Origin of the sequence: Streptomyces sp. NPDC058289 (genome assembly GCF_042880975.1) — a bacterium.
Taxonomy (GTDB): domain Bacteria; phylum Actinomycetota; class Actinomycetes; order Streptomycetales; family Streptomycetaceae; genus Streptomyces; species Streptomyces stoeckheimensis.
The window spans coordinates 51,866-74,757 of sequence record NZ_JBHVYI010000021.1; the positions used below are offsets into that span (position 1 = coordinate 51,866).

At 73.1% G+C, this 22,892-nt stretch carries 22 protein-coding genes; 15 read left to right on the forward strand and 7 right to left on the reverse strand.

Annotated features, from left to right (window positions below; genetic code table 11):
• Nucleotides 1-72: 72 nt before the first annotated feature.
• Nucleotides 73-2,220 (reverse strand): right-handed parallel beta-helix repeat-containing protein, encoded by a 2,148-nt coding sequence (locus tag ACFVX6_RS13535; protein WP_389690915.1) that lies wholly within the window; start codon nt 2,218-2,220, stop codon nt 73-75.
• Between the two features lie 215 nt (nt 2,221-2,435).
• Here ACFVX6_RS13535 and hmgA point away from each other — a divergent pair, with 215 nt between their 5' ends.
• The gene (gene hmgA, locus ACFVX6_RS13540; RefSeq protein ID WP_389690917.1) at nt 2,436-3,758 is read left to right on the forward strand and encodes a homogentisate 1,2-dioxygenase; all 1,323 of its coding nucleotides are present in this window, start codon (nt 2,436-2,438) and stop codon (nt 3,756-3,758) included.
• A 10-nt stretch (nt 3,759-3,768) separates the two neighbouring features.
• The gene (locus tag ACFVX6_RS13545) at nt 3,769-4,569 is read left to right on the forward strand and encodes a GntR family transcriptional regulator (RefSeq protein ID WP_389690919.1); all 801 of its coding nucleotides are present in this window, start codon (nt 3,769-3,771) and stop codon (nt 4,567-4,569) included.
• A gap of 78 nt (nt 4,570-4,647) precedes the next feature.
• Here the strand turns inward: ACFVX6_RS13545 and ACFVX6_RS13550 are convergent, their stop codons facing one another.
• Nucleotides 4,648-4,809, reverse strand: a complete 162-nt coding sequence (locus ACFVX6_RS13550; RefSeq protein WP_385373620.1) for a hypothetical protein — start codon at nt 4,807-4,809, stop codon at nt 4,648-4,650.
• Between the two features lie 171 nt (nt 4,810-4,980).
• On the opposite strand from ACFVX6_RS13550, the gene ACFVX6_RS13555 reads away from it, so the two are divergent.
• Nucleotides 4,981-6,126, forward strand: a complete 1,146-nt coding sequence (locus ACFVX6_RS13555; protein WP_389690996.1) for a type ISP restriction/modification enzyme — start codon at nt 4,981-4,983, stop codon at nt 6,124-6,126.
• A 224-nt stretch (nt 6,127-6,350) separates the two neighbouring features.
• Here ACFVX6_RS13555 and ACFVX6_RS13560 read toward each other — a convergent pair whose 3' ends face one another.
• A complete protein-coding gene (locus ACFVX6_RS13560; RefSeq protein WP_389690921.1) occupies nt 6,351-7,076 on the reverse strand; it encodes a TetR/AcrR family transcriptional regulator in 726 nt (241 codons plus the stop codon).
• 70 nt (nt 7,077-7,146) lie between these two features.
• Here ACFVX6_RS13560 and ACFVX6_RS13565 point away from each other — a divergent pair, with 70 nt between their 5' ends.
• The 3 genes from ACFVX6_RS13565 to ACFVX6_RS13575 are packed head-to-tail and all read left to right on the forward strand — an operon-like array spanning nt 7,147 to nt 10,140.
• Complete coding sequence (locus tag ACFVX6_RS13565) at nt 7,147-8,115, forward strand: ATP-binding cassette domain-containing protein (RefSeq protein ID WP_389690923.1); 969 nt, start codon at nt 7,147-7,149, stop codon at nt 8,113-8,115.
• Entirely contained in the window at nt 8,112-8,900 is a 789-nt protein-coding gene (locus tag ACFVX6_RS13570) for an ABC transporter permease (protein WP_389690925.1), read from the forward strand. The genes ACFVX6_RS13565 and ACFVX6_RS13570 overlap by 4 nt, the downstream gene beginning before the upstream one ends.
• A 31-nt stretch (nt 8,901-8,931) precedes the next feature.
• On the forward strand, nt 8,932-10,140 hold the full coding sequence (locus tag ACFVX6_RS13575; protein ID WP_389690927.1) for a CaiB/BaiF CoA transferase family protein: 1,209 nt from the start codon (nt 8,932-8,934) through the stop codon (nt 10,138-10,140).
• Between the two features lie 72 nt (nt 10,141-10,212).
• On the opposite strand, the gene ACFVX6_RS13580 is transcribed toward ACFVX6_RS13575, so the two are convergent.
• The gene (locus ACFVX6_RS13580) at nt 10,213-10,482 is read right to left on the reverse strand and encodes a hypothetical protein (RefSeq protein ID WP_030720225.1); all 270 of its coding nucleotides are present in this window, start codon (nt 10,480-10,482) and stop codon (nt 10,213-10,215) included.
• 299 nt (nt 10,483-10,781) lie between these two features.
• Between ACFVX6_RS13580 and ACFVX6_RS13585 the strand changes: the two genes are divergently transcribed.
• The gene (locus ACFVX6_RS13585) at nt 10,782-12,461 is read left to right on the forward strand and encodes a serine/threonine-protein kinase (protein WP_389690929.1); all 1,680 of its coding nucleotides are present in this window, start codon (nt 10,782-10,784) and stop codon (nt 12,459-12,461) included.
• Between the two features lie 49 nt (nt 12,462-12,510).
• Here the strand turns inward: ACFVX6_RS13585 and ACFVX6_RS13590 are convergent, their stop codons facing one another.
• Complete coding sequence (locus ACFVX6_RS13590; protein ID WP_389690998.1) at nt 12,511-13,311, reverse strand: SGNH/GDSL hydrolase family protein; 801 nt, start codon at nt 13,309-13,311, stop codon at nt 12,511-12,513.
• Nucleotides 13,312-13,529: 218 nt separating this feature from the next.
• On the opposite strand from ACFVX6_RS13590, the gene ACFVX6_RS13595 reads away from it, so the two are divergent.
• Together ACFVX6_RS13595 and ACFVX6_RS13600 are read left to right on the forward strand one after the other, a co-directional pair.
• On the forward strand, nt 13,530-14,630 hold the full coding sequence (locus tag ACFVX6_RS13595) for a DUF5925 domain-containing protein (protein ID WP_389690931.1): 1,101 nt from the start codon (nt 13,530-13,532) through the stop codon (nt 14,628-14,630).
• Between the two features lie 230 nt (nt 14,631-14,860).
• The gene (locus ACFVX6_RS13600) at nt 14,861-15,403 is read left to right on the forward strand and encodes an FABP family protein (protein WP_389690933.1); all 543 of its coding nucleotides are present in this window, start codon (nt 14,861-14,863) and stop codon (nt 15,401-15,403) included.
• A 122-nt stretch (nt 15,404-15,525) separates the two neighbouring features.
• Here ACFVX6_RS13600 and ACFVX6_RS13605 read toward each other — a convergent pair whose 3' ends face one another.
• A complete protein-coding gene (locus ACFVX6_RS13605) occupies nt 15,526-15,918 on the reverse strand; it encodes a GntR family transcriptional regulator (protein WP_389690935.1) in 393 nt (130 codons plus the stop codon).
• Between the two features lie 71 nt (nt 15,919-15,989).
• Here ACFVX6_RS13605 and ACFVX6_RS13610 point away from each other — a divergent pair, with 71 nt between their 5' ends.
• The 3 genes from ACFVX6_RS13610 (at nt 15,990) to ACFVX6_RS13620 (ending at nt 18,686) form a co-directional block, all read left to right on the forward strand.
• On the forward strand, nt 15,990-16,922 hold the full coding sequence (locus ACFVX6_RS13610) for a GNAT family N-acetyltransferase (RefSeq protein ID WP_389690937.1): 933 nt from the start codon (nt 15,990-15,992) through the stop codon (nt 16,920-16,922).
• 17 nt (nt 16,923-16,939) lie between these two features.
• Entirely contained in the window at nt 16,940-17,422 is a 483-nt protein-coding gene (locus tag ACFVX6_RS13615; RefSeq protein WP_389690939.1) for a DUF402 domain-containing protein, read from the forward strand.
• Nucleotides 17,423-17,663: 241 nt separating this feature from the next.
• On the forward strand, nt 17,664-18,686 hold the full coding sequence (locus ACFVX6_RS13620) for a lytic polysaccharide monooxygenase (RefSeq protein ID WP_389690941.1): 1,023 nt from the start codon (nt 17,664-17,666) through the stop codon (nt 18,684-18,686).
• Between the two features lie 104 nt (nt 18,687-18,790).
• Here ACFVX6_RS13620 and ACFVX6_RS13625 read toward each other — a convergent pair whose 3' ends face one another.
• A complete protein-coding gene (locus ACFVX6_RS13625; protein ID WP_389690943.1) occupies nt 18,791-19,651 on the reverse strand; it encodes an esterase/lipase family protein in 861 nt (286 codons plus the stop codon).
• Nucleotides 19,652-19,895: 244 nt separating this feature from the next.
• On the opposite strand from ACFVX6_RS13625, the gene ACFVX6_RS13630 reads away from it, so the two are divergent.
• Genes ACFVX6_RS13630 through ACFVX6_RS13640 form a run of 3 tightly spaced genes read left to right on the forward strand, consistent with a single transcriptional unit; the run spans nt 19,896 to nt 22,881 of the window.
• A complete protein-coding gene (locus ACFVX6_RS13630; protein ID WP_389690945.1) occupies nt 19,896-20,999 on the forward strand; it encodes a DUF3533 domain-containing protein in 1,104 nt (367 codons plus the stop codon).
• The gene (locus tag ACFVX6_RS13635; RefSeq protein ID WP_389690947.1) at nt 20,996-21,661 is read left to right on the forward strand and encodes an acetate uptake transporter; all 666 of its coding nucleotides are present in this window, start codon (nt 20,996-20,998) and stop codon (nt 21,659-21,661) included. Before ACFVX6_RS13630 ends, ACFVX6_RS13635 begins: the two co-directional genes overlap by 4 nt.
• Nucleotides 21,662-21,696: 35 nt before the next feature.
• Nucleotides 21,697-22,881, forward strand: coding sequence for an AAA family ATPase (locus ACFVX6_RS13640; protein ID WP_389690949.1), 1,185 nt, complete (start codon nt 21,697-21,699; stop codon nt 22,879-22,881).
• The last annotated feature ends 11 nt before the right edge of the window (nt 22,882-22,892 follow it).

The window sequence follows — 22,892 nt, forward strand, 5'->3', positions numbered from 1 at the left end:
GTGGCGGCGTACCGCAGACGTCGCACCAGGTCCGCCGTTCGGGGCGGTCTCCCGGGTGGCCCGGGTGGCCCGTCACGGCTGGTCTCCCCGGGTAGTGGCGCCGCCTTCGGCTTCGGCTTCGGCGCTGCGGGTCGGGGCCGGGCCTGCGGGGACGGGTACCCGGTCGCCGGCCGGGTCTCCGCCCGGGCCTGCCGGGCGGGCCGGGGTGCCGCCCGGGCGGGCGGCGGCGATGACGGCCCAGAGGATCCAGACCACCGCGACGAGGGACCGGATCCAGGCGGGGCCGAGCGGGATCCAGGGGATCATCAGGACGGCCTTGTCGAAGGCGTCGAGGAGGGTGAGCGCACCCAGCAGCAGGGTCAGGCGGGCCAGCCAGGGCCGGGTGGGGCGCAGGGCGAGGCCGGTGCCGGTCCACCACAGGCCGAGGCAGAGCAGGGCCAGCGCCGGGACGAAGGTGCCGACCAGGCCCATCGTGGAGCCGGCCACGTCCAGGGCCAGGCCCGCGAGGCCGAGCAGCGCGGCCACCCCGGCCGGGCGTGAGGCGCGCAGGCGGCGCCACCACAGGAGGCCGCCGACGAGGAGGAGCACCGCCGCGACGGCGAGGGCGAGCTGGGTCTCCACCCGCTGGAGGCCCCGGGATCCGTACCAGTCGCAGCCGGCCGGAAGCTTGCGCGCCTGGACGCTGTAGTCGGCGCAGACCAGGAGCTGGGCCAGTTTCACCGGTTCGCCGGCGAGCCGGGCCGAGCCGCCGGAGACCGCGCCGCGGCGCTCACCGCACTGCGGGAGCGTGCCCGGGGTGGAGCCGTCCGGGCCCTGCTGCCAGCAGTTGCCCCGACCCTGGCCGTCCCACCACACGTCCATGCCGTTGGGGCGGGAGGCGCCGGACTTGTCCTTGCCCAGGATGTTGCCGGCGTAGCGGTTGTGGTGCGAGGTGTCGGTCTGCTTGGACAGCTCCTCCTCGCCGCGGATGAAGGCGGGCACGGCCGAGAGGAAGAAGCCCGCGCGCTGGTGCCCGTACACCCAGTTGTTCTCGTAGAGGTTCCAGTTGCCGCCGGCGGTGATGATGCCGGTGCCGGGGGGCATGGAGATCTGCGGGCAGACGACCCCCTGCTCGTAGCCTCGCTCGGCGGGCGGTTTGGCGCAGGTGCCGTCCGCGACGTAGTGGTAGTAGTCGGCGTTGTTGTCGTGGATCAGGTTGCGTTCGAAGCGGGCGTGGTTCTGCGGGAGTCCGGGGTGGCCGGGGAAGGCGCTGTCCATCGAGGCCCCGCCCATGTTCTGGTCGAACTCGTTGTCGTGCACGTACACCGAGTCGCCCGCGGTGCCGGAGTAGCCGACCATGTTGTGGTGGCTGCGGCAGCCGGTGATCTCGATGGAGTAGCGGGGGACGTCGTAGCCGCGGCCGTCGTTGATGTCGGATGCGCTGCCGGGGTAGATGCCGGAGTCGCCGTTGCCGTAGGACTCGCAGTTCTTGTACAGCCCGTGGTCACTGGCGAAGGTCAGGAAGCCGTACTCGTCGTTCCAGCGGGTCAGCACGTCGTCGATGACGAAGCCGTCGCCCGCGAGGACGTACAGCGAGTTGAAGGTGGTGCGCTGGGCGGTGAAGTTGCGGAAGTAGATGCCGTTGGACTTGTCCGCGCGGATCGCGTTCAGCTTGCGGTACTTGGCGTCGATGACCACGTCCTGGCGGGAGGCTCCCGTGCCTTCGATCTGGAGGTCGGTCTTGCCGAGGATGGCGACGAGGTTCTGGTTGTGGCGGCAGGCCACCTGCTGCTCGTACGTCAGGATCTGGTATCCGAGCGAGGAGTTGGGCGCCTTGAGCGAGGCACACTCCCCGGCCGGCTCGGAGAGCGAGGGCTCCTCCTCGTAGAGCCCGGGGAGGATCGCGATGTTCATGCCCGGGCGGTCCACGGCGTCGACCGCCGCCTGGAGGTCGCGGAATCCGTTCTTCTCGCAGCGTTCGTAGAGGACGAGGTTGCGTTGCTCGAGGGCGTCGGGGAAGGCGGATATCCGGCGTTCGAAGGCGGGCCGGTCGGTCTTGCAGACGATCAGGTCCGGCTCGCCCGTGCGGTAGGCGGGGACCGAGCCGGTGCCGTCGGGGAGCTCGACGGGGCGCTCCTCGTGCGCGCTCGCGACGGGCGCGGCGACGAGGAGTGACAGAAGCGCTAGGAGGGCGGCGAGGAGCACCGCCGGCACGGCAGGAAACCTGCGGGTCCACGACATGCGCGTGAGAGTAGAGGAATGTTCACCTTTTCGGATCCCCTCGCGCAGGAATAGGACCCCGACGAGCCAAGTCGTGACCCGGGGCCCGCTCCGCGCCCGACGATCGGCCGCTATCGCCCGACTATCGGCCGACCGATCGGAATCCCCCGTTGACGCAGAAGCCCAGGAATCCTACTGTCAGGCATAGGATTCCTTCGGCAGACCGGGAGCGTGCAATGAGCGGCGGCAGCGAGCAGGCCAGGAAGACGGCGGAGGGGCTGGAGTACCTCACCGGCTTCGGCAATGAGCACAGCTCGGAGGCCGTGCCCGGCGCACTGCCGATCGGGCGCAACTCGCCCCAGCGCTCCCCCCTCGGCCTCTACGCGGAGCAGCTCAGCGGCAGCGCGTTCACCGAGCCGCGTTCGCACAACCGCCGCTCCTGGCTCTACCGGATCCGCCCCTCGGCCGCGCACCCGCCCTTCACCCGGACCGACAACGGCGCCCTGCGCACCGCGCCCTTCACGGAGGCCCCGGCCGACCCGAACCGGCTCCGCTGGAACCCGCTGCCGGACCCGGCCCCCGGTACGGATTTCCTGGCGGGCCTGTGGACCCTCGGGGGCAACGGCGACGCCACCCAGCGCTCCGGGATGGCCATCCACCTCTACTCCGCGAACACCTCCATGACCGACCGGGTGTTCAGCGACTCCGACGGCGAGCTGCTGATCGTCCCCGAGCGCGGCGGCCTGCTCCTGCACACCGAGTTCGGCCTGCTGAGCGCCCGACCCGGCGAGATGGCGCTCGTCCCGCGCGGGGTCCGCTTCCGCGTGGAGCTCCAGGACGAGACCGCCCGCGGGTACGTCTGCGAGAACTACGGCCGCCCCTTCGAGCTCCCCGACCTGGGCCCCATCGGCGCCAACGGGCTCGCCGCCGCCCGCGATTTCCGTGCGCCGGTGGCCTCGTACGAGGACGCCGAGCGGCCGACCGAGGTGGTGAACAAGTTCTGCGGCAACCTCTGGACGGCCACCTACGACCACTCCCCGCTCGACGTGGTCGCCTGGCACGGCACGCACGTCCCGTACGTCTACGACCTGCGCAGCTTCAACGTCCTGGGCTCCATCAGCTACGACCACCCCGACCCGTCAATCTTCACGGTCCTGACCTCGCCCTCCGACACGGCGGGCCTGGCGGGCGTGGACTTCGTGGTCTTCGCGCCGCGCTGGCTGGTCGGCGAGGACACCTTCCGCCCGCCGTACTTCCACCGCAACGTGATGAGCGAGTACATGGGGCTCATCGACGGCGCCTACGACGCCAAGGCGGAGGGCTTCGTGCCCGGCGGCGGCTCGCTCCACAACATGATGTCCGCGCACGGTCCCGACCGGGAGACCTTCGACCGGGCGAGCGCCGCCGAGCTGAAGCCGCAGAAGATCGACGACGGCCTGGCCTTCATGTTCGAGACCCGCTGGCCGATCACCGCCACCGCCCAGGCGGCCGGCGCGGACCATCTCCAGGGCGGATACGACGACGTCTGGCAGGGGCTCGAGCGCCACTTCCGCGCCTAACATCACGAGCATGCCGCGCGGCGCCGCCGCCGCGCCCACACCGTCCTACGGAGAACCACCCGTGACCGCCTTCGCCCCCGACTCGCTGGTACTGAACCGGAAGCTGCCGCTCTGGTACCAGGTCTCCCAGTCGCTGCGCGCCTCGATACTCGGGCGCACCGCGGACGCCTCGCTGCGCCTGCCCACCGAGGAGCAGCTCGCCGAGCACTACGGGGTGAGCGTGCTGACCATGCGGCAGGCGCTCAAGGAACTGGAGACCGAGGGTCTCATCAGCCGCCACCGGCGGCGCGGGACCTTCATCGAGCCGGCGGCGCTGCGCGGGGCCCCGGTCCAGCTGCTCGGCTCGGTCGACGCGATCGTGGCGCAGCAGTCGGGCGACCGTACGACGATCCTCGGGCACGAGCGGACGGCGGTGTCCGGGGAGCTGCTGGAGCACTTCCCGGACACCGCCGAGGTGGTCACGTACCGCAGGCTCCGGCACGACAGCGAGAGCGGCGAGCCGACCAACTGGGCGGAGAACGCGGTGCGCCCGGAGCTCGCCGACGCCATCGACCTGGCGGATCTGGAGCGTTGGCCGATGACGAAGGTGCTGCGGGACATCGTGAAGGTGGACATCAGCCGGATCACCGACACCGTGGAGGCGCGGCTCGCCGACCCCCTCACGGCCGAGCTGCTCCAAGTGCCGTTGCTGAGCCCGATCCTGCACTACACGGGCGTCACCTACGACGCTTCCGGCCGGGTGGTCGACGTGGCGCGGATCCGGTACCGCGGGGACCGGTTCTCCTTCACCGTGACCGTCGACGCACACTGACGGGCAGCGCCACTGACGGGCAGCGCCACCGACGGGCACCGTCCCGCTCTGCGCGCGGACGCCCGCGTCGTTCGGGGACTACTTCTGGTCGTCCTCCGTTCCGCGCTCGCCCTCCGCCTGGGACGGCGTGGTCCGCTGCGTCTGGACGTGGCGAAGCTTCTTCTGCTTCTCGTCCAGGTCCTCGTCGAGCCGCTCCCCCTCGGCCTGCGACGGGGTCGAGTACTCGTCGTACTGACTCATGTCCGCCTCCCGGGTCGTCCGGTCGGCCCGGCTCCGTCCGGATCCGGGCAGATCCCTACATAGGGAGCCTAACTCTCCGGCCTGGACGCGGCCCGGTCACCGGGTGGCGTCGCTACCATCGGCCGGGTGAGCGCTGACGCATCCCCGCGGGACCCGCTGCTGGACGATCTGATGCCCTGGGCCGTGGGCTCCCTGCGCCTGGGCCGGGCCTGGGTCGCGGCCCCCGATCCGGCGACCCTGCGTGCCCGGTGGGCCGCCCTGGCCGCCGCCGAGGGCCCCGAGCGGGAGCGGTTGTTCCGCCCGACCCGGGCACGGACACCGGGCGCCGGGGCGGCGGCACTGCCGGGTCAGCGCGCCGGTTCCACGGCCCGCTTCGCGGACACGCCCGGGCCCCGCCCCGACCCCGTACGGATCCTGCGCGAGCCCTTCGACGAGCAGTGGCTGCTGCCGGACCAGCGGCTCATCGACCTGGCCCGCCCGGAGCTGTGGCGGGTGCTGGACGAGCACCAGCTGTTCGTCGTGGAGCCGACGCAGCCGGCGGCGCTGCAGGTCACCGCGCACCTCCCGGCCGGCCGGCTCGGCCGGATCCGGCCGCTGCACCGCCGCCCGGGCGGCGCCGAGCCCAATCTCGCCCCCGGGCTGCAGCACCTGCTCGGCGAGCGGTACGGGACCTGGGTCACTCCCGAGGACGTGCTCTGCTGGATCCTCGCCGCGGGCCGCCCCGGCCCCCGGGGGTACGAGGTCCCCCTCACCGCCGATGCCGCGCACTGGCGGGCCGGGCTGGAGCTGGGCCACCGGCTGCTCTCCGTCCGGCTGCGCGGGGCCCGCGGCGGCGAGGCGCCCCGGCTGCCCGGCGGGCGCCGGCCCTACGTCCGCTCGGCACTGCCGGCGTGGCCGCGCGAGCTCTCGTACGACCCGGAGAGCGAGACCCTGACGGTGGGGGGCGGCTCGGGCGGCGGCACCGTGTCGCCCGTACCGGCCGGGGCGTGGGAGTACGAGGTCCAGGGCGTCCGCGTGCTGGAGTCCTGGTTCGCCGCCCGGCTCGCGCATCGGGACCCGGAGGCCGAGGGGCTGGACGCGGTGGGTCCGGCCGAGTGGCCGCAGGGCTGGACCTCGGAGCTGCTGGCCCTGGTGACGACCCTGGCACTGCTGGCCGAACTGGAGCCGGAGCGGGCGGAGTTCGAGGTGGGACCGGCGCTGACCGCCGCCGAGCTGCGTGCGGGCGGGGTGCTGCCGCCTCCGGACCGGGCCCGGCGGCCGGCCTCGGTCCTGGATCACCAGGAGGAGGGGCCGGGCGGGCAGTTCGCGCTGCTCTGAGGCGCGGGGGCCCCGGGGCGGGCGGCTTCCCTTAGCGGGGTCCCGTCCCCGGTGGCGGGCCGCCCAGGGGCGGGCGCGGGCGGGGCGGTGCGGCTGGGTCGGCCCTGCGGGGCGGAGTCCCCTACCCGCCCTTCCTCCGTTCCCCGGGCTGCGCCCGGACCCCCCTGGGGCTCCGCCCCCAGACCCCGGTCCTCAAGCACCGGACGGCTGAAAAGCCCCGACGGTCAGGCTCCCCAGGCTCCCAGGAGGCGCGATACCGAGCGGTCGAACACCGCGGCCGGATCGGCCAGTTCGCCCGGGACGCCCGGGGCGGTCGCCAGGATGCCCGCCAGGAGCGGGTACTCCCCCGTCACCAGCCGGGAGCCGAGCCAGGCCGCCCGTACGGCCTGTTCTTGGGCCTCGCTCCAGGGGAGTTGGCGGGCCCGCTCGGCCAGCGCCAGCTCGCTCGCCACGAAGGTGGCGACCGTGCCGTTGACCGCCGCGATCAGTTCGAGCTTCTCGCCGCCCGGAGCGTCCAGCGGGGCCAGGCAGGCCAGGCTGTGCTCCAGGTACCGCAGGGCGTTCGGGCCGAATCCGTGGACCGGGCTCAGCAGCCGGGGCAGCCAGGGGTGCCGGTGCATGATGGCCCGGGTCTGGCGGGCCAGCGCGAGCTGGTCGGCCCGCCAGTCGCCGGCCGGCGGCGCGAGGTCGTACTCACCGCTGACCGCGTCGACCATCAGCTCGTACAGGTCCTCCTTGCGCGGCACATAGTTGTAGAGGGACATGGTCCCGGCGCCGATACCGGCCGCCACCCGCCGCATCGAGACGGCGTCGATCCCCTCCTCGTCGGCGATCCGCACCGCCTCGGCGGCGATCGAGTCGCGGCTGTGGGCGGGCCGGGGGCCACGGCCGGCCCGCGGCGGGCGGGCCCAGATCACTTCGGGTTCAGCGGAGCGGCCGCTGGGTGTCATCGCTCATCACCTCGTCCATCCCCACCATCGTAGTTACGTACGGCGTACGTAGTCATGTAGGGTGCGAAGCATGACTACTACGTACGCTGTACTTAGTGAGGGTCTGGAGAAGAGCTACAGCAAGGTCCACGCGCTGCGCGGCCTCGACCTCGCCGTCCCGCCGGGCACGGTGTGCGGCCTCCTCGGCCCCAACGGCGCGGGCAAGACCACCGCCGTCCGGATCCTCAGCACCCTCACCACACCCACGGCCGGCCGCGCCCTGGTCGCGGGCCACGACGTGGCCCGGGACCCGAACGCCGTTCGTCGCGCCATCGGGGCCACCGGCCAATTCGCCTCGGTCGACGGTGACTTGACCGGAGCCGAGAACCTCCGGCTCTTCGCCCGCCTCGCCGGACTGCGCGGCCGAGCCGTCCGGGACCGCGCCGACGAGCTACTGGAGGGCTTCGGCCTCACCGAGGCCGCCGACCGGGTGGCGGGCACCTGGTCCGGCGGGATGCGCCGGCGCCTCGACCTGGCCGCCGGACTGGTCACCCGGCCCCGCGTGCTGTTCCTCGACGAGCCCACGACCGGCCTCGACCCGGCGGCCCGCGAACAGATCTGGAGGACCGTACGCGACCTCGCGCGCGAGGGGACCACCGTGCTGCTCACCACCCAGTACCTGGAGGAGGCCGACCGGATCGCCGACGACATCGTGGTCGTGGACCACGGCCGGGCAGCCGCCACCGGCACCCCTGCCGAACTCAAGGCCCTGATCGGCGCCTACGCCGAGGTCTCCGTCGCCGGGCCCGAGGCCCTCGCGCATGCGGCCTCCGTACTCGACCACCTGACGGGGGGCCTGCCCGCCCTGGACCGGGAGCGCCTCACCGTCGGCGCGACCGTCCTCGACCCCGGGCTCACGCTGCCGCAGATCGTCCGGGCGCTCGACGCGGCCGGCATCGCCGTCACCGACGCGAGCCTGCGCCCGCCCAGCCTCGACGAGGTGTTCCTGCGCCTCACCGGAGCCCGTCCCGCCACCGAACCCAAGGAGAACGCCGCATGAGCACCCTGCTGTCCGACGGCGGCGCCGTCTTCACCCGCCAGCTGCAGAAGGCCCGGCACGCCCCGGGCCTGCTGATCCTCACGCAGACCATGCCGGTCACCATGCTGCTGTTCTTCGGCTACGTCTTCGGCAGCGCGCTCGCCATGCCCGGTTCCGAGTACCGGCAGTTCCTGGTCCCGGGGCTGCTCGCCGCCACGGCCGCGAACGGCCTGATGGCCGGCATGTTCACGGCCGCGCAGGACGCGCACCGCGGGGTGACGGACCGATTCCGGACCCTGCCGATGAGCCGGAGCGGGGTGCCGCTCGGGCAGACGGCCGCGGATCTGCTGACGACGGGCGTCTCGATGGTGCCGCTGATCCTGGTGGGGCTGGCCATGGGCTGGCGGGCGGAGAACGGACTCCCGGGGGCACTCGGGGCCTTCGGCATCCTGCTGCTGTTCCGCTTCGCCACCGCGTGGGTGGGGACGTACCTCGGCCTGCTGAGCAAGAACGAGGAGGCGGCGGGGCAGCTCGGGGGCGCCACCTTCATCCTGCCGCTGCTCTCCAGCGCGTACCTGCCGACGGCCGGGCTGCCGGGGTGGCTGCGCACGGCCGCCGAGTGGAACCCGATCAGCGCGGTCGCGACGGCAGTGCGCCGGCTCTGCGGGAACGCGGGCGGTGAGGCCGCCGCGGGCGCCGCCTGGCCCGTCGCACACCCGGTAGCCGGGGCGCTGCTGTGGTCGCTGGTCCTGCTGGCGCTGTTCGTACCCGCCGCCACGCGCCGGTTCGCACGCGGCCAGGGGTGACAGACCGGGCCCGACCCGGTAGGCAGGGGCCATGGCTACCGATTCCCTCCCCGAGCCCCTCCCCCTCGACGGCATCACCGTCGTCTCCGTCGAGCAGGCCGTCTCCGCACCCTTCGCCACCCGCCAGCTCGCCGACCTCGGCGCCCGGGTGATCAAGGTCGAGCGGCCCGACGGCGGGGACTTCGCGCGCGGCTACGACACCGCCGCGCACGGTCTCGCCTCGCATTTCGTGTGGGCCAACCGGGGGAAGGAATCGATCGCGCTCGACCTCAAGGACCCGCGCGGCCGGGAGGTCCTGCACCGGCTGCTCGACGGGGCCGACGTGTTCGTGCAGAACCTCGCCCAGGGGGCCGCCGCCCGGCTCGGGCTCGACTCGGCCGCGCTGTGCGCCCGTTACCCCCGGCTGGTCGCCGTGGACGTCTCCGGTTACGGACCCGAAGGCCCGTACGCCCACAAGCGCGCCTACGACATGCTCGTCCAGTGCGAGGCCGGCCTGGTCTCGGTGACCGGCACCCCGGAGCAGCCGGTCAAGGCGGGCATCCCGGCGGCGGACATCGCGGCCGCCATGTACGCCTTCTCGGGCGTGCTCGCCGCCCTGCTGCGCCGTGGGACCACCGGGCGCGGCGGCAGGGTGGAGGTGTCGATGCTCGACGCGCTCGCCGAGTGGATGGGGCATCCGCTGCACCACACCATGCACGGCGGGGAACAGCCGGTGCGGACGGGCCTCGCGCACGCCGTGATCGCGCCCTACGACGCCTACCCGACGGCGGACGGGGACCGGGTGCTGCTGTCGGTGCAGAACGACCGGGAATGGCGGCGGCTGGCCGAACAGCTGTTGGAGCGGCCGGAGTTGGCCGATGATCCGGGGTTCGCGACGAACTCCGCGCGCACCGCGAACCGGGAGAAGACCGACGCGGTGGTCGCCGAAGCGCTGGGCCGGCTCGGCGCGGACGCGGCGATCGATCGACTGGAGGCCGCGGGCATCGCCTGCGCACGGCTGAACTCGGTGGCACAGCTCGCCGCGCACCCGCAGCTGGAGGCCCGGGACCGCTGGCGGGAGGTGGGCTCGCCCGCGGGCCCGCTGCGGGCCCTGCTGCCGCCGATCGGGCTGCCCGGCGGCGCGGCACCGCACATGGGTGCGGTGCCCGCGCTCGGCGAACACACCGAAGCCCTACTGCACGCCCTGGGGATGACGGGCGAACAGATCGCGGCATTGCGCCGGGACGGCGTGGTTCGCTGACTGGGCAGGGTCGATCAGGCCGGGGACGAAGCGGCGGCGCTGCGGGGGCGGGAACGCCCCTGTACCGGACGGTTACGAACGGCGGCTGCCGAAGAGGGTGCGCCGGAGCCTCCGCAGCGGCGCGAAGAGCGATACGCGCGCGCTCCGACTCCGCAGCCGGTGCGTGTGGTCGCGCGAGGTGAGCTCGCGCATGAGCAGCGTCGCCTCGGCGGTCTCGCGGTGCGGGACGGCGGGACCGCCCAGCACGGCGAGGTGACGGTCGAGGCGCGAACTGGTCGCACCACTGCCGCATGTGATGGCAGGCACGCGAGGCGGCCTGCTGCGCATTGCTATCTGTTCCATGTCTCTCCCCACCCGTATGAGGGCACCCGGCCCACCGGGCAGGGTAACCCTATCGTCCCCACGTCGTGCACGGGTATCCCGGTGGTGTGAATTGCCCGTGTGGCGAGCGGGAGTTGACGATTACTCAGCGGAGTCGATCGTCACTCTCCGCGAAATCCGGCGGGGTTCGGGTGGCCTGGAACCACATCGGCGCCGACTGCGTGACTCCTGTCGCGACCGGAGTCACGGCGCACGCTCTGCGCTAACTTGGAGTGATCGTCCGGTAACGCTCTTGGGGGCGCGCGTGAATGAGGCTTTCGGTGACTGAGTCCACGTCGAACGGGGACGGCGCCGGCGATCGTGTCATCGCCGGACGCTACCGCCTGCTGGGCCCGCTCGGCAGCGGCGGGATGGGCATGGTGTGGCGGGCCCGGGACGAGGTCCTGGGCCGCGAGGTCGCCGTCAAGGAAGTGCGAGCCCCGGCCGGGATGGACGAGGCCGAGGTGGCCCGGATGTACCGGCGTCTGGAGCGGGAGGCCTGGGCCGCGGCCCGCGTCTCGCACCGGGGCGTGGTCACCGTCTACGACGTGGCCACCGAGGACGGCCGGCCCTGGATCGTGATGGAGATCGTACGGGGACTCTCGCTCGCGGAAGTCCTGGAGGGCGACGGGCCGCTCACCCCGCAGCGGACCGCGCACATCGGCGAACAGGTACTGGCCGCGCTGCGCTCCGCGCACGAGGCGGGGGTGCTGCACCGGGACGTCAAACCGGGCAACGTGCTGATCGCCAACGACGGCCGGGTGGTGCTCGGCGACTTCGGGATCGCGAGCCTGGAGGGCTCCAGCGCCATCACCATGACGGGCGAGGTGGTCGGGTCCCCCGAATTCCTGCCGCCCGAGCGGGCGTTGGGGCGCGAGCCGGGTCCCGCGTCGGACCTGTGGGCGCTCGGGGTGATGTTGTACCTGGCCGTGGAGGGGGTCCCGCCCTTCCGCGGGGAGTCCCCGGTGGCCACCCTGCGGGCGGTCGTGGACGAGGAGTTCCCGGCCCCGCGGCGGGCCGGGCCGTTGACGCCCGTCCTGGAGGGGCTGCTGGTCAAGGATCCCGAGGAGCGGCTGTCCGCGGCCGAGGCGGCCCGGATGCTGCGCATCGTCGGCGCGGGAGGGACCGTACGCGCCTCCGGCGGGCCGGTGTCGGGCCCCGCGACGGCTCCGACGACGGGCGCGGGGTTCGGGGCGGACGACCCGACCTCCGTGATGCAGCACCGGTACGGCCACCCCACCCCGCCGCTGCCGCCCGCTCCCGACACCCGGTCGGCGCGGACGCTTCCCCCGGAGACCGGCGGGAACGGGGCCGGGCTGGTGCTGGGCGGCGGCATCGTGGTGCTGCTCGCGGTGGTGCTCCTGCTGGGATGGCTGCTGTTCAAGGACCGCAACACGGGCGGGGACGGCGATGACGGGGCAACGACCGCCCCGACCGTCACGCAGAGCGCTTCGCCTTCCCCGACTCCCTCGCCGAGCGCGTCCCCCTCGCCCTCCGTCTCCCCCTCTCCCTCCCCTTCGGCGACGCCGCCGCCGGGCATCACCCTGTCCGCCGTCCAGGCCCTCCGGGACGCCTATCGCGGCGAGTGCCCGGCACCCGCCGCCGAGGCGCCCGCCTTCACCGCCACCGTGGCGGTGGACCGGACACCGGCGATGGTGGAGTACCGGTGGGCGACGCGCAGCGGGCAGACCTCGGGCCCCGGCTGGCGGACCCTCGCGTACCCGGCGGGCGGGCCGGGAAGCGTACGGCTGGAGCACACGGAGCTGACCCACCACCCGGACACGACCTTCGAGGACGCGGTGCGACTGGAGGTCCGGGCGCCGTCGGAGGCGGCTTCGGCCTGGCTGGAGTTCTCGGTGACGTGCGAGGAGGAGACCCCGACGGGCGGGGCCTCCTCCCCGAGCACGTCCGGACCTACCGCTTCCCCGTCACCGAACCCGGGTCCGACGGCCAGTCCGTGACGCGTAGGTCCGTGACGCGTCGGTCCATGACGCGCCAGGCCGTCACGTGTCAGGCCGCGCTGGTGAAGACGGGCAGGTAGCCGCCGGACTGTCCGGCGGCGGTCGGGTGGTAGGACTCGCCGATGTTCAGCCAGTTGAGGCTGTGCAGCCACTCGCTGCCGGAGCAGATCTCGTGCCCGGTGAAGGCGCCGGCCACCGAGGCGAAGGCGAAGCCGTGGTTGGCGGCGCGCTTGGCGATGGCGGCGTTGAGGTAGTCGGAGGCGCCGTTGATGGCCGTGCGCTCGCCCTCCGACAGCCCGGCCACGCAAGTGCCGTTCAGCTTGTAGAAGCGGGGATAGCCGAGGACGACCACGCGGGCGCCCGGGGATCGGCTGTGGATCGCGTTGTAGACCTGGTCGAGCTGGCCGGGGAGGGTGGAGTCGACGTACGCCTTGGCCTGGTTGACCCGGCTGACGCACGTGGCTTCGGACTGGAGCACACAGGTGGTCATGACGTCGGAGAATCCTGCGTCGTTGCCGCCGATGGTGATGCTGACGAGGTCGGTGCCGGCGTTCAGCGGTGTGAGCTGACTGCTCATCACGTCACCCGTACGAGCGCCCGAGCAGGCGGCGAAGGAGAAGGTCTGGGGGGCGTGTGCGGCGGCCCAGAGGGCCGGGTAGGCGCGGGTGGTGCGCTTGCAGTTCCCGCTGGCGCTGTCGTAGTTGCCGGCGCCGACGCCGGAGGAGTAGGAGTCGCCGAGGGCGACGTAGCCGAAGTCGGCGGCGGCGGTTGCCTGACCGGCTCCGAACAGGGCTGCGCCCGCGGCGAGTAACAGGGCAGAGGCCAAGGCGGCGAAACGAGGCATTTTCATGCTCATGTGTGCGGCTCCTCGTGGGGGGTTACTCCGGAGTTACTCCTGAGTCCGTGGTACAAGGAACCGAGGTCGGCTGGAAGTGTTCATGCCAAGAATGTTCGGGGCGGACATGCGGCGCGAATCTTCACCCGCACGGCGTTTGAAGAGGGAATCCCGCCACCCGATCCGGCGAAACACGGGTGCATGAGGCCAGTTCGTGCCGGATCATGGGCGCCATGCCAGCCAACCCTCAGGACGCGCTGCCGATCCGGCTCAACGTCGACGACAGCGACTCCCCGTCGGACGTCGTCGACGCGCTGTTCCTCGGCCGCTTCGCGTCCGGCGAGCAGCCCCACTCGCACAGCGTGTCGATCGACCGGGTCAAGCCGGGCGCGACCCTGCTGCCGTCCGGGGCCACGGTGTTGCGCTCCGCCCGCGACAGCGACCGCAGCGCGACGCTCGCGGAGGGCGAGGGCTGGACCGTGCTCGTCTCCCGCTGGAGCCGGGGTGCGGACGTCACGGTGACGGCGGTCAGCGAGGAACTCGCCGCCGGTATGCTCGGCGAGGCCACCGAGGGCGCGCAGGACGAGCCCGAACCCCAGCCCGAGAACGTCGCGATGGGCTTCTGGTACGTCTCCCCGCGCCGCGGCCCGTACCGGACGACCCGGCAGATCGCGGCCGGCACCTGGGAAGAGGTACGGCCCAACTACACGGCTCCGGTGGCCGGGGCGATGGACCGGCTGATGAAGGTCACCCCCGACGACATCGCCGGCCGGCTGCTCCTGCTGCACGGCCCTCCGGGCACCGGGAAGACCTCCGCCCTGCGCACGCTCGCCCGGTCCTGGCGGGACTGGTGCCAGGTGGACTGCGTACTGGACCCGGAGCGGCTGTTCAACGACATCGGCTACCTGATGGACATCGCGATCGGCGAGGACGAGGGCACGGCGAAGAGCCGCTGGCGGCTGCTGCTGCTGGAGGACTGCGACGAGTTGATCCGCGGCGAGGCCCGGCACACCGCCGGGCAGGCGCTGTCACGGCTGCTGAACCTCACGGACGGCCTCCTCGGCCAGGGCCGCAACGTCCTGGTGGGCGTCACGACCAACGAGGACCTGGAGCGGCTCCACCCGGCGGTGGTCCGACCGGGGCGGTGCCTCGCCCGCATCGAGATCGGCCGGCTGACGCACCGCGAGTCGGTGGACTGGCTCGGCACCGACGAGGGCATCTCCCGCGAGGGCGCGACGCTGGCGGAGCTCTACGCCCTGCGCCGCGGCGCGTCGGGCCCCGCCGCCCTGTTGCCGCCGCAGGGCCACGACACGGACGCCGGGCTGTACTTGTAGGTGCGGCCCGCGCGAGTGCGGCCCGCGCGAGTGCGGCACGGGCGAGTGCGGCCCGCGCGAGTGCGGTATGCCCACGTGCGGCCCGCGCAAGCGCGGCGGCCCGGCCCACGGGTCCCCCCGCGCGGGGCGCGCACGGGTCCGGCGCGCACGGCGAGGACAATGGGGGCGCGGCCGAAGGCCCCCACCGGCCGTCCGCACCTCCGGGGGACCCACGAACAGGAGAACGCACCGTGCTCGAACCGGCGCAGGAGAATCCCTTCCCCGACAGCCACGTCCTCGGCGAGGGCCCCGAGCCGCACCCGCAGCTCCAGCCGGTGCTCGGCCTCATCGGACGCTGGCACGGCCGGGGCAGCGGCGAGTACCCGACCCTGGAGCACGGGTTCCGGTACGAGCAGGAGATCACCTTCAGCCACGACGGCCGGCCCTTCCTCGTCTACGAGTCCCGCGCGTGGCTGATCGACGACTCCGGCACCGCCGTGCGCCCCGCCGGCCGGGAGACCGGATGGTGGCGCATCCTCCCGGACGCTTCGGTCGAGGTCACGCTCGCCCACCCGACGGGCATCGTCGAGACGTACGTCGGCCGGGTCTCCGGTACGGAGATCGAGATGGCCACCGACACGGTGGGGCTGACCCCGCGGGCCAAGGAGGTCACCGGCATGCGGCGCCGGTACGCGCTCCAGGAGGGCGGGCTGACGATCGTGCAGGAGATGGCCGCGGTGGGGCAGCCCATGCAGCACCACCTCCAGGCCCGGCTGTTCCCGCGCAAGGACTGACCGGCGGGTCACCGTCGGGCAGGGGCGCCGCCCGGCGGTGCAGGGCATGCAGAGCGGGCCGTTCGGACAGAGCGGGCCCGGCCGGACAGAGCGGGCCCGGCCGTGCAGAGCGCTCCCGCGTGTCAGTCCGCGTACCGCGCGCGCAGCGCGTCCAGCACCGCCGCGGTCGCCTCGTCGAAGGTCAGGCCCAGCCGGCGCGCCCGCTCCGCGTAGGCCTGCGCGGCGGTGGCCGCCTCCCGGGCGGGACCGTCACCGGACGCCGCCACGAAGCTGCCCGCCCGGCCGCGCGTCTCGATCACGCCGTCCGACTCCAGCGCCCGGTACGCCTTCGCGACCGTGTTCGCCGCCAGCCCCAGGTCCTCCGCGAGCCCGCGGACCGTCGGCAGTTTGAACCCGGCGGGCAGCCGGCCCGCCCGCGCCCCGGCGGCGATCTGGGAGCGCAGTTGCTCGTACGGGGCGGCGGCGCCCGCCGCGCCGTCGATGCGGATCTTCAGGTGCGGAGAAGTCGAGGTCACGCGGCCGATTGTCCCCCATCCGCCGGGAAATTCGCAGGCGCGGGGCGTCCCGCCGCCCTACCGTCACACAGGTGATCACCACCATTCGCGATGTGCGCCCCACCGACCCGCGCGACGCCGAGTCCGTCGTACGGGTCCGCCGCGCCGCCCTCCCCTTCATGATCGGCACGGCCCGCGGAGTGGCCCACGAGCTCGCATCGGCCCACCCCGACAAGCGCTACCGCCTCCTCGTCGCCGAGAACGCCGACGGCCTGGTCATCGGCACCGCCCAGGTCGGCATCGCCCACGAGAGCCCCGAGCCCGGACAGGGCTTCGTCAACGCCTACGTGGACCCCGCCCACCGCGGCCTGGGCGCCGGAAGCGCACTGCTCGACGCGGCCGAGGAGCATCTCCGGGCCGAGCACGCACGGGCATCGTTCGCCTGGGTGCTCGACGAGCCGGCGCACCGTGCCTTCGCCGAGCGCCACGGGTACCGGCCCTCCCGCTCCGCGCACTTCCTGCGGCTCGACCTCGCCGCGGCCGGCCTGCCGGCGCTGCCCGGGAAGCTGCCGGACGGGGTGGAGCTGCGCGCCGGCTCGGCCTTCGCCGCCGATCCGCGCCCGCTCTTCGAGGCCGACGCGGCGGCGACCCTGGACGAACCGGGCGATGTTCCGGTGGAGTTCGACGACTACGAGGATTGGCTGCGGAACACCTGGGAGCACCCGTACCTCGACCGGGAGCTCACCACCGTGGTCCTGGTGGACGGCCGGGTGGCGGGCTTCACCGCCGCCCACACCGACGGGGCCGGGCGGTACTCCTCCGCCATGACCGCCACCCTGCGCCCGTTCCGCGGCCGGGGACTGGCCCGACTGGCCAAGACCGACTCGCTGCTGCGGGCCCGCGCGGCCGGCTGCACCGAGGCGTTCACCGGCAACGACACCGGCAATGCTCCGATGCTCGCCGTCAACGCCCGGTTCGGGTACGAGGTCTGCGCCACGGAGACCCGCTACACCAAGCAACTGTGACAACAGGAGAGACCACGATGACCGACCGATGGGCCGTCACCCTCACCAAGGCGGGCCGTACGAAGATCCGTTATCCGGCCGATCTGGTGGCCGACACGGGCACCCGGATCACCGTACGGGCCCCCTGGGCGGCCCCCGGGGTACGCGACTTCGGGTTCGTCCGCTTCGAGCCGGGCGACGTGTTCACCGAGCACTTCTGGCGCGACCGCTGGTACGCGGTCAAGGAGGTGCGGACGGGCGGGGGCGTCCTCAAGGGCTGGTACTGCGACATCACCCGCCCGGCGTCGGTGGCGGACAGGGTGATCCTGATCGAGGACTTGGACCTCGACCTGTGGGTATCGGCCGACGGGAGCACGGTGCTCCGGCTCGACGAGGACGAGTTCGCCGAGAGCGGGCTCGCCGACACCGACCCCGAGGCGGCCTCCCGGGCGGTGCGGGCCCTCGACGCCCTGGACGCCCAGGCCCGCTCGACGGCCGGCCTGTCCGCCCTGCTGGCCTGACCCCGGACCCCGCCGGGGCGCTTTCTGTAGGCCCCGCTTAGTGGCTCCTTAACTGCGCCCTAAGGATCGGCTCCAGGGGCTCGAACCCGGTGGAACTCGGGTTCCGGGCGGTTAGTTTGGCTGGGCCAGGGAGGGCCGGATGCGGCGCCGCGAACCCGTGAGGGGCGGCGCCGCACAGCCCCGGTCTTCCGGCGCACCCACGACTCGCGCAGCCCTGTGCCGTGCCCAGAGGAGATCCACCATGCCCGCACGCCGTACCGCAGCCCGCATCGCAGCCGGACTCGCCCCGCTCGCGGTGGCCGCGTACGCCGTCGCCCCGGCGGCCGCCCACGGTTCGATGACGGACCCGGTCAGCCGGGTGGCGGCGTGCTACGCGGAGGGTCCGGAGTCCCCGAAGTCGGCGGCCTGCAAGGCGGCGGTCGCGGCGAGCGGGGCGCAGGCGTTCTACGACTGGAACGCGGTGAACATCGCCAACGCGGCCGGTCAGAGCAAGGCACTGATCCCGGACGGACAGCTGTGCTCGGCGGGCAACGACAAGTACAGGGGGCTGGACCTGGCGCGCGCCGACTGGCCGGCGAGCCCGATGGCCGCGGGCGCGCACACCTTCCGCTACAAGGGGACCGCCCCGCACAAGGGTTCCTTCGAGCTGTACGTGACGAAGGACGGCTACGACCCGTCGAAGCCGCTGAAGTGGTCCGACCTGGAGCCGGCGCCCTTCGTGAAGGTCACCGACCCGGGGATGCAGAACGGCGACTACGTCTTCTCCGGCACCGTCCCCAACAAGACCGGCCGGCACCTGATCTACAGCGTCTGGCAGCGCTCGGACAGCCCGGAGGCCTTCTACACCTGCTCGGACGTGGTCTTCGGGAAGGACAACGGCGGGGGCGGCACGGGTGGCAACGGCGGCAAGCCCAGTGCCAAGCCCAGCTCGAAGCCGAGCTCGAAGCCGAGTTCCGTGCCCTCGCAGCAGCCGTCCAAGCTCCCCTCGGAGCTCCCCTCCGCCCCCACTGACGAGCAGATCTCCGCAGGCGCCGACAAGTCCACGGTGGAGCACCACGGGCACGGGGACAACGACCCGAAGACCAACGGCGGCGGCGCCCCGTCCCCGATCCCCTCGCAGACCGGGACCGGCCTCGCGGAGACGGGCGGCAGCAGCGCCACCCCGGTGATCGCGATCGGCGGGGCCGGCATCCTGGCCGTCGGCGCGGCCGTGCTGTTCGGGCTGGCCCGCCGCCGTGCGACCCCGGGCCGCCACGGCCGCTGACGACCTGGGCTGACGACCTGGGCGGGCGGCCCGTCGGGGCCGCCCGCCGTCGGCGTCAGGCGTCACGCGTCAGGCGTCACGCGTCAGCCGTCAGCCGTCAGCCGTCAGGAGAAGACCGACGCGCAGGTGGTCCGTTCGGCATGCGCCGGGTCGAGGGCGTTGGCCGCCTCGTGCCAGGCGATCCGGTCGGTGAGCCCGATGGCCACGTGCTCCGAGAGGTCCACCGCGCACAGGTCCTGGAGCAGCACGTTGCGGACGTTCGGCCCGCTGAGGAACTGGCTCCGGTACGGGGTGACCACCTCGTCGTACCGGGTGGCGATCACCGTGTACGCGACTCCGGGGACGGTGTCCCCGCCCTCGTTGAGCTTGTTCTGGAAGGCCGATCCGGCGATCTGGTCGGCGAGGCCCGGGGTGGCCTCGCTGATCAGGTCCCCGGCCCCGGGGAAGTACGGGAGGAGCTTGGTGAGGCCGAGCAGGGTCGTCCCGTGGTTGTCGGGGGCGAGCCCGACCAGGGCGTTGACCTTGGCGGCGCCGCCGAGGAACTTCAGGTAGTAGCGCGGCATCATGCCGCCCTGGGAGTGGCCGACGAGGTCGGTCTCGGCTGCCCCCGTAGAGGCGAGGACCCTGTCCACGAAGGCGTCGAGCTGTCCGGCGGACTGCTCGATGGGGCCGAGCCCGTTGAAGAAGGGGACGCCGGGCAGTTGCCCGTAGTCGAGGGAGTAGACGCAGTAGCCCCGGTGGACGAGGTACGGGGCGAAGCCGAGCCAGTTGTCGACGGAGTTCCCGAAGGTTCCGTGGACCAGGACGACGGGCCGGGGGTGGGCGTCGGACGGTTTGCAGGACCAGTTGTTCCAGCCGCTGCTCGGCGCCGAGGCGGCCTGGGCCGCTCCGGTGGGGGCGACGAGCGCGGCGGCGGTCAGGGTGAGGACGGCCAGCGGGCGGAGCAGGCGTCTCCAGGGCAGCATCGTGTGATCTCCTTGCGGCTCAAGGGGAGTAACGAGGGATGGCGCGGGAAGTACGTGGGGGTGCATCCCGTGATCCGGATCACAAGGGGGTGCTGCAGCCGCTAAATTACGGGCGAGTAGCAAAACTGGGAAGTTACGCGTCGGTAAAAAATCCGCGTGCGTCCTGGTGGCCGGCCCCGACGGCCGTCATCCATTTGGCCCTCCCCTGCTGCGCCGGGCGCCCGGTACGCCGAGCGTGTGAGACATGACCCAGCCCACCCACGCAGACCAAGGGCAGTCCGGCGGCTTTCTCGCCGAGATCAAGGACGCCGTCACCACCCGGGCCGCTCTCCTGGTCCTGGGCGTACTGGCGCTCCAGCTCGCCTTCATCACCTCGTACGTCGGGGCCTTCCATCACCCCAAGCCCAGCGAGATCCCGATCGCCGTGGCCGCGCCCGCCGCGCCGATCGCCGAACAGACGGCGAAACAGCTCTCCGCGCTGCCCGGCAAGCCGCTCGACCCCCGTGCCGTACAGGACGAGGCGACGGCGCTGCGGCAGATCAAGAACCGGGACGTGGACGGCGCGCTGATCATCGACCCGGCCGGTACGACCGACAAACTGCTGGTCGCGAGCGGCGCCGGGGCCTCCCTGTCCCAGGCCGTCGAGGAGATCGTCGGCGTCGTCGAGAAGACCCAGGGGCGCAGCGTCCGCATCGTGGACGTGGCCCCGACGGCCGCCGGCGACGCGCGCGGCCTGAGCTCGTTCTACCTGGTCGTGGGTTGGTGCGTGGGCGGCTACCTGTGCGCCGCGATCCTCGCGATCAGCGCGGGCGCCCGGCCCGCCAACCTCCACCGCGCCATCATCCGGCTCGGCGCCCTGCTGGTGTACTCCATCGCGGCCGGGCTGCTCGGCGCGGTGATCGCCGACCCGGTCCTGGGCGCACTGCCCGGCAGCATCTGGGCCCTGTGGGGGCTCGGCACCCTCGTCGTCTTCGCCGTCGGCGCGATCACCCTGGCCTTCCAGGGCCTCGCGGGCGTGGTCGGCATCGGTCTGGCGATCCTGCTGGTGGTGGTGCTCGGCAACCCGAGTGCCGGCGGCGCCTACCCGTACCCGCTGCTGCCGCCGTTCTGGAAGGCCATCGGCCCGTGGCTGCCGCCGGGCGCGGGCACGTACGCCGCGCGCTCGATCGCGTACTTCAAGGGCAATGACATCACCGGGTCGTTGCTGGTCCTGAGCGGCTGGGCGGTGCTCGGCTCCGCGATCACGATGGCCTGTGCGGCGGGCCGCAGGGGCAAGGCGGGAACCGCGGTGGGCAGCGGGCTCCCCGAGGGGCCGGACGCCCTGCCGGAGCGGGAAGCCGTGCGGTGAACAACCCCATCCACGTCCGCAACCGCCAGGGCCCGGCCGAACAGGCCGTCTCCGTCAAGCGGATGGAGCCCAGCGCGCAGGCGCAGCTGGGCGCCCTCGGACTCACCGGCTTCATCGTCGTCACCACCATCGCCACCGGCATCGACGCGGGCATCTTCCCCGAGAAGCTCGGCCACTCCGTGCTGCCGCTGGTCGGGTTCTTCATCGGCGGGCTCGCCCAGCTGCTGGCCGGGCTCTTCCAGGCGCAGCGCGGCGACACCTGGCACGCCACGGTCTTCGGCGGCTTCGGGCTGTTCTGGATGGCGAAGGCCTGTCTGCTCCAGTGGGTGCTGCCGGCCACCGATCCGGCGCTGCGCGGGGACGTGAGCGGGCTGTTCACGCTGCCGTGGGTGTTCGTGGTGTTCGTGCTGTGGATCGGCAGCTGGCGGATCCACCTGGTGCTGCTGTCGACGTTCACGTGCGTCCTGGTGGTTTTCGTGGCCATGACGATCAGCGGGTTCACCGGCTCGGTGGTCTGGAACCGGATCACCGGATGGAGCGGACTGCTGGCCGCGCTCGGAGCCACGTACCTGCTCGCCGGGCAGATCATGGCGAGCACCTGGGGCCGCCAGGTGCTGCCGATGGGCCGCTTCCTCGCCCCCGAAGAACACCCGGAGGCATGACCACCCCATGATCACGACCACATGATCACCGCCCCGTGATCACGACGCTCGCGGTGGAGAACTACCGCTCCCTGCGCAGACTCGTCGTCCCCCTCGGCCGGCTCACCGTGGTGACGGGCGCCAACGGCACGGGCAAGTCCAGCCTGTACCGGTCCCTGCGGCTGCTGGCGGACTCCGCGCGGGGCGGCGCCGTCGCGGCGCTGGCCCGGGAGGGCGGTCTGCCCTCCACCCTGTGGGCCGGGCCGGAGAAGATCGGCCGGGCGGTGCGCGAGGGCCGGTACGCGGTCGAGCCGACCGTGCGCTCCGAACCGGTGAGCCTGCGGCTCGGCTTCGCCGGGGACGAGTTCGGGTACGCGGTGGACTTCGGCCACCCCGCACCGGTCCCCGACTCGCTCTTCGGTCTGGACCCCGAGATCAAACGGGAGTCCACCTGGGCCGGGCCGGTGCTGCGCCCCGCCGCCCTGCTCTCGGACCGCGCCGGGCCCGCCGTGCGCACCCGGACCGCCGACGGCGGCTGGCACCGCACCCAGGGCGCCCTGCGCCCGTACGACTCCATGCTCAGCGAACTCGCGGACCCGCAACTGGCCCCCGACCTGCTGGCCCTGCGCGAGCTGATCCGCTCCTGGCGGTTCTACGACCACGTTCGGACGGACGCCGACGCGCCGGCCCGCACCCCGCGCGTCGGAACCCGTACGCCGGTTCTCGCCGCGGACGGCTCCGACCTGCCGGCCGCGCTCCAGACGATCCGGGAGACCGGCGACCACGCGGCGCTGGACGCCGCCGTCGAGGCGGCCTTCCCCGGCAGCAGCGTGGCGGTCGCGGAACGGGACGGCCGCTTCGAACTGGAGCTGCACCAGCACGGGCTGCTGCGGCCGCTGGGCGCGGCGGAACTCTCCGACGGAACGCTGCGCTACCTGCTGTGGACGGCCGCCCTGCTGACCCCGCGCCCGCCCGCCCTGATGGTGCTCAACGAGCCGGAGACCAGCCTCCACCCCGATCTGCTGGGCCCCCTCGCGGACCTGATCCTGACGGTGGCCCGGAACACCCAGACGGTGGTGGTCACCCACGCCGCCCCCCTGGCACAGGCCCTGGCCTCGGGCGTTCACCGCCACCGCGTGGACCTGCGGACCATCACCCTGCTCAAGGACTTCGGCCAGACCGAGGTGGCGGACCGCGAGGGCCCCCTGGACGAGCCCCTCTGGTACTGGCCCAAACGCTAGCCGCCGGTCCG

Coding starts and splice junctions, on each gene's coding strand:
- ACFVX6_RS13580 (WP_030720225.1), bottom strand. CDS start 10,482: ATGGAACAGATAGCAATGCGCAGCAGGCCGCCTCGCGTGCCTGCCATC.
- ACFVX6_RS13625 (WP_389690943.1), bottom strand. CDS start 19,651: ATGCTGCCCTGGAGACGCCTGCTCCGCCCGCTGGCCGTCCTCACCCTG.
- ACFVX6_RS13550 (WP_385373620.1), bottom strand. CDS start 4,809: ATGAGTCAGTACGACGAGTACTCGACCCCGTCGCAGGCCGAGGGGGAG.
- hmgA (WP_389690917.1), top strand. CDS start 2,436: ATGAGCGGCGGCAGCGAGCAGGCCAGGAAGACGGCGGAGGGGCTGGAG.
- ACFVX6_RS13630 (WP_389690945.1), top strand. CDS start 19,896: ATGACCCAGCCCACCCACGCAGACCAAGGGCAGTCCGGCGGCTTTCTC.
- ACFVX6_RS13575 (WP_389690927.1), top strand. CDS start 8,932: ATGGCTACCGATTCCCTCCCCGAGCCCCTCCCCCTCGACGGCATCACC.
- ACFVX6_RS13535 (WP_389690915.1), bottom strand. CDS start 2,220: ATGTCGTGGACCCGCAGGTTTCCTGCCGTGCCGGCGGTGCTCCTCGCC.
- ACFVX6_RS13570 (WP_389690925.1), top strand. CDS start 8,112: ATGAGCACCCTGCTGTCCGACGGCGGCGCCGTCTTCACCCGCCAGCTG.
- ACFVX6_RS13595 (WP_389690931.1), top strand. CDS start 13,530: ATGCCAGCCAACCCTCAGGACGCGCTGCCGATCCGGCTCAACGTCGAC.
- ACFVX6_RS13620 (WP_389690941.1), top strand. CDS start 17,664: ATGCCCGCACGCCGTACCGCAGCCCGCATCGCAGCCGGACTCGCCCCG.
- ACFVX6_RS13615 (WP_389690939.1), top strand. CDS start 16,940: ATGACCGACCGATGGGCCGTCACCCTCACCAAGGCGGGCCGTACGAAG.
- ACFVX6_RS13555 (WP_389690996.1), top strand. CDS start 4,981: ATGCCCTGGGCCGTGGGCTCCCTGCGCCTGGGCCGGGCCTGGGTCGCG.
- ACFVX6_RS13565 (WP_389690923.1), top strand. CDS start 7,147: ATGACTACTACGTACGCTGTACTTAGTGAGGGTCTGGAGAAGAGCTAC.
- ACFVX6_RS13590 (WP_389690998.1), bottom strand. CDS start 13,311: ATGAAAATGCCTCGTTTCGCCGCCTTGGCCTCTGCCCTGTTACTCGCC.
- ACFVX6_RS13560 (WP_389690921.1), bottom strand. CDS start 7,076: ATGACACCCAGCGGCCGCTCCGCTGAACCCGAAGTGATCTGGGCCCGC.
- ACFVX6_RS13545 (WP_389690919.1), top strand. CDS start 3,769: ATGCCGCGCGGCGCCGCCGCCGCGCCCACACCGTCCTACGGAGAACCA.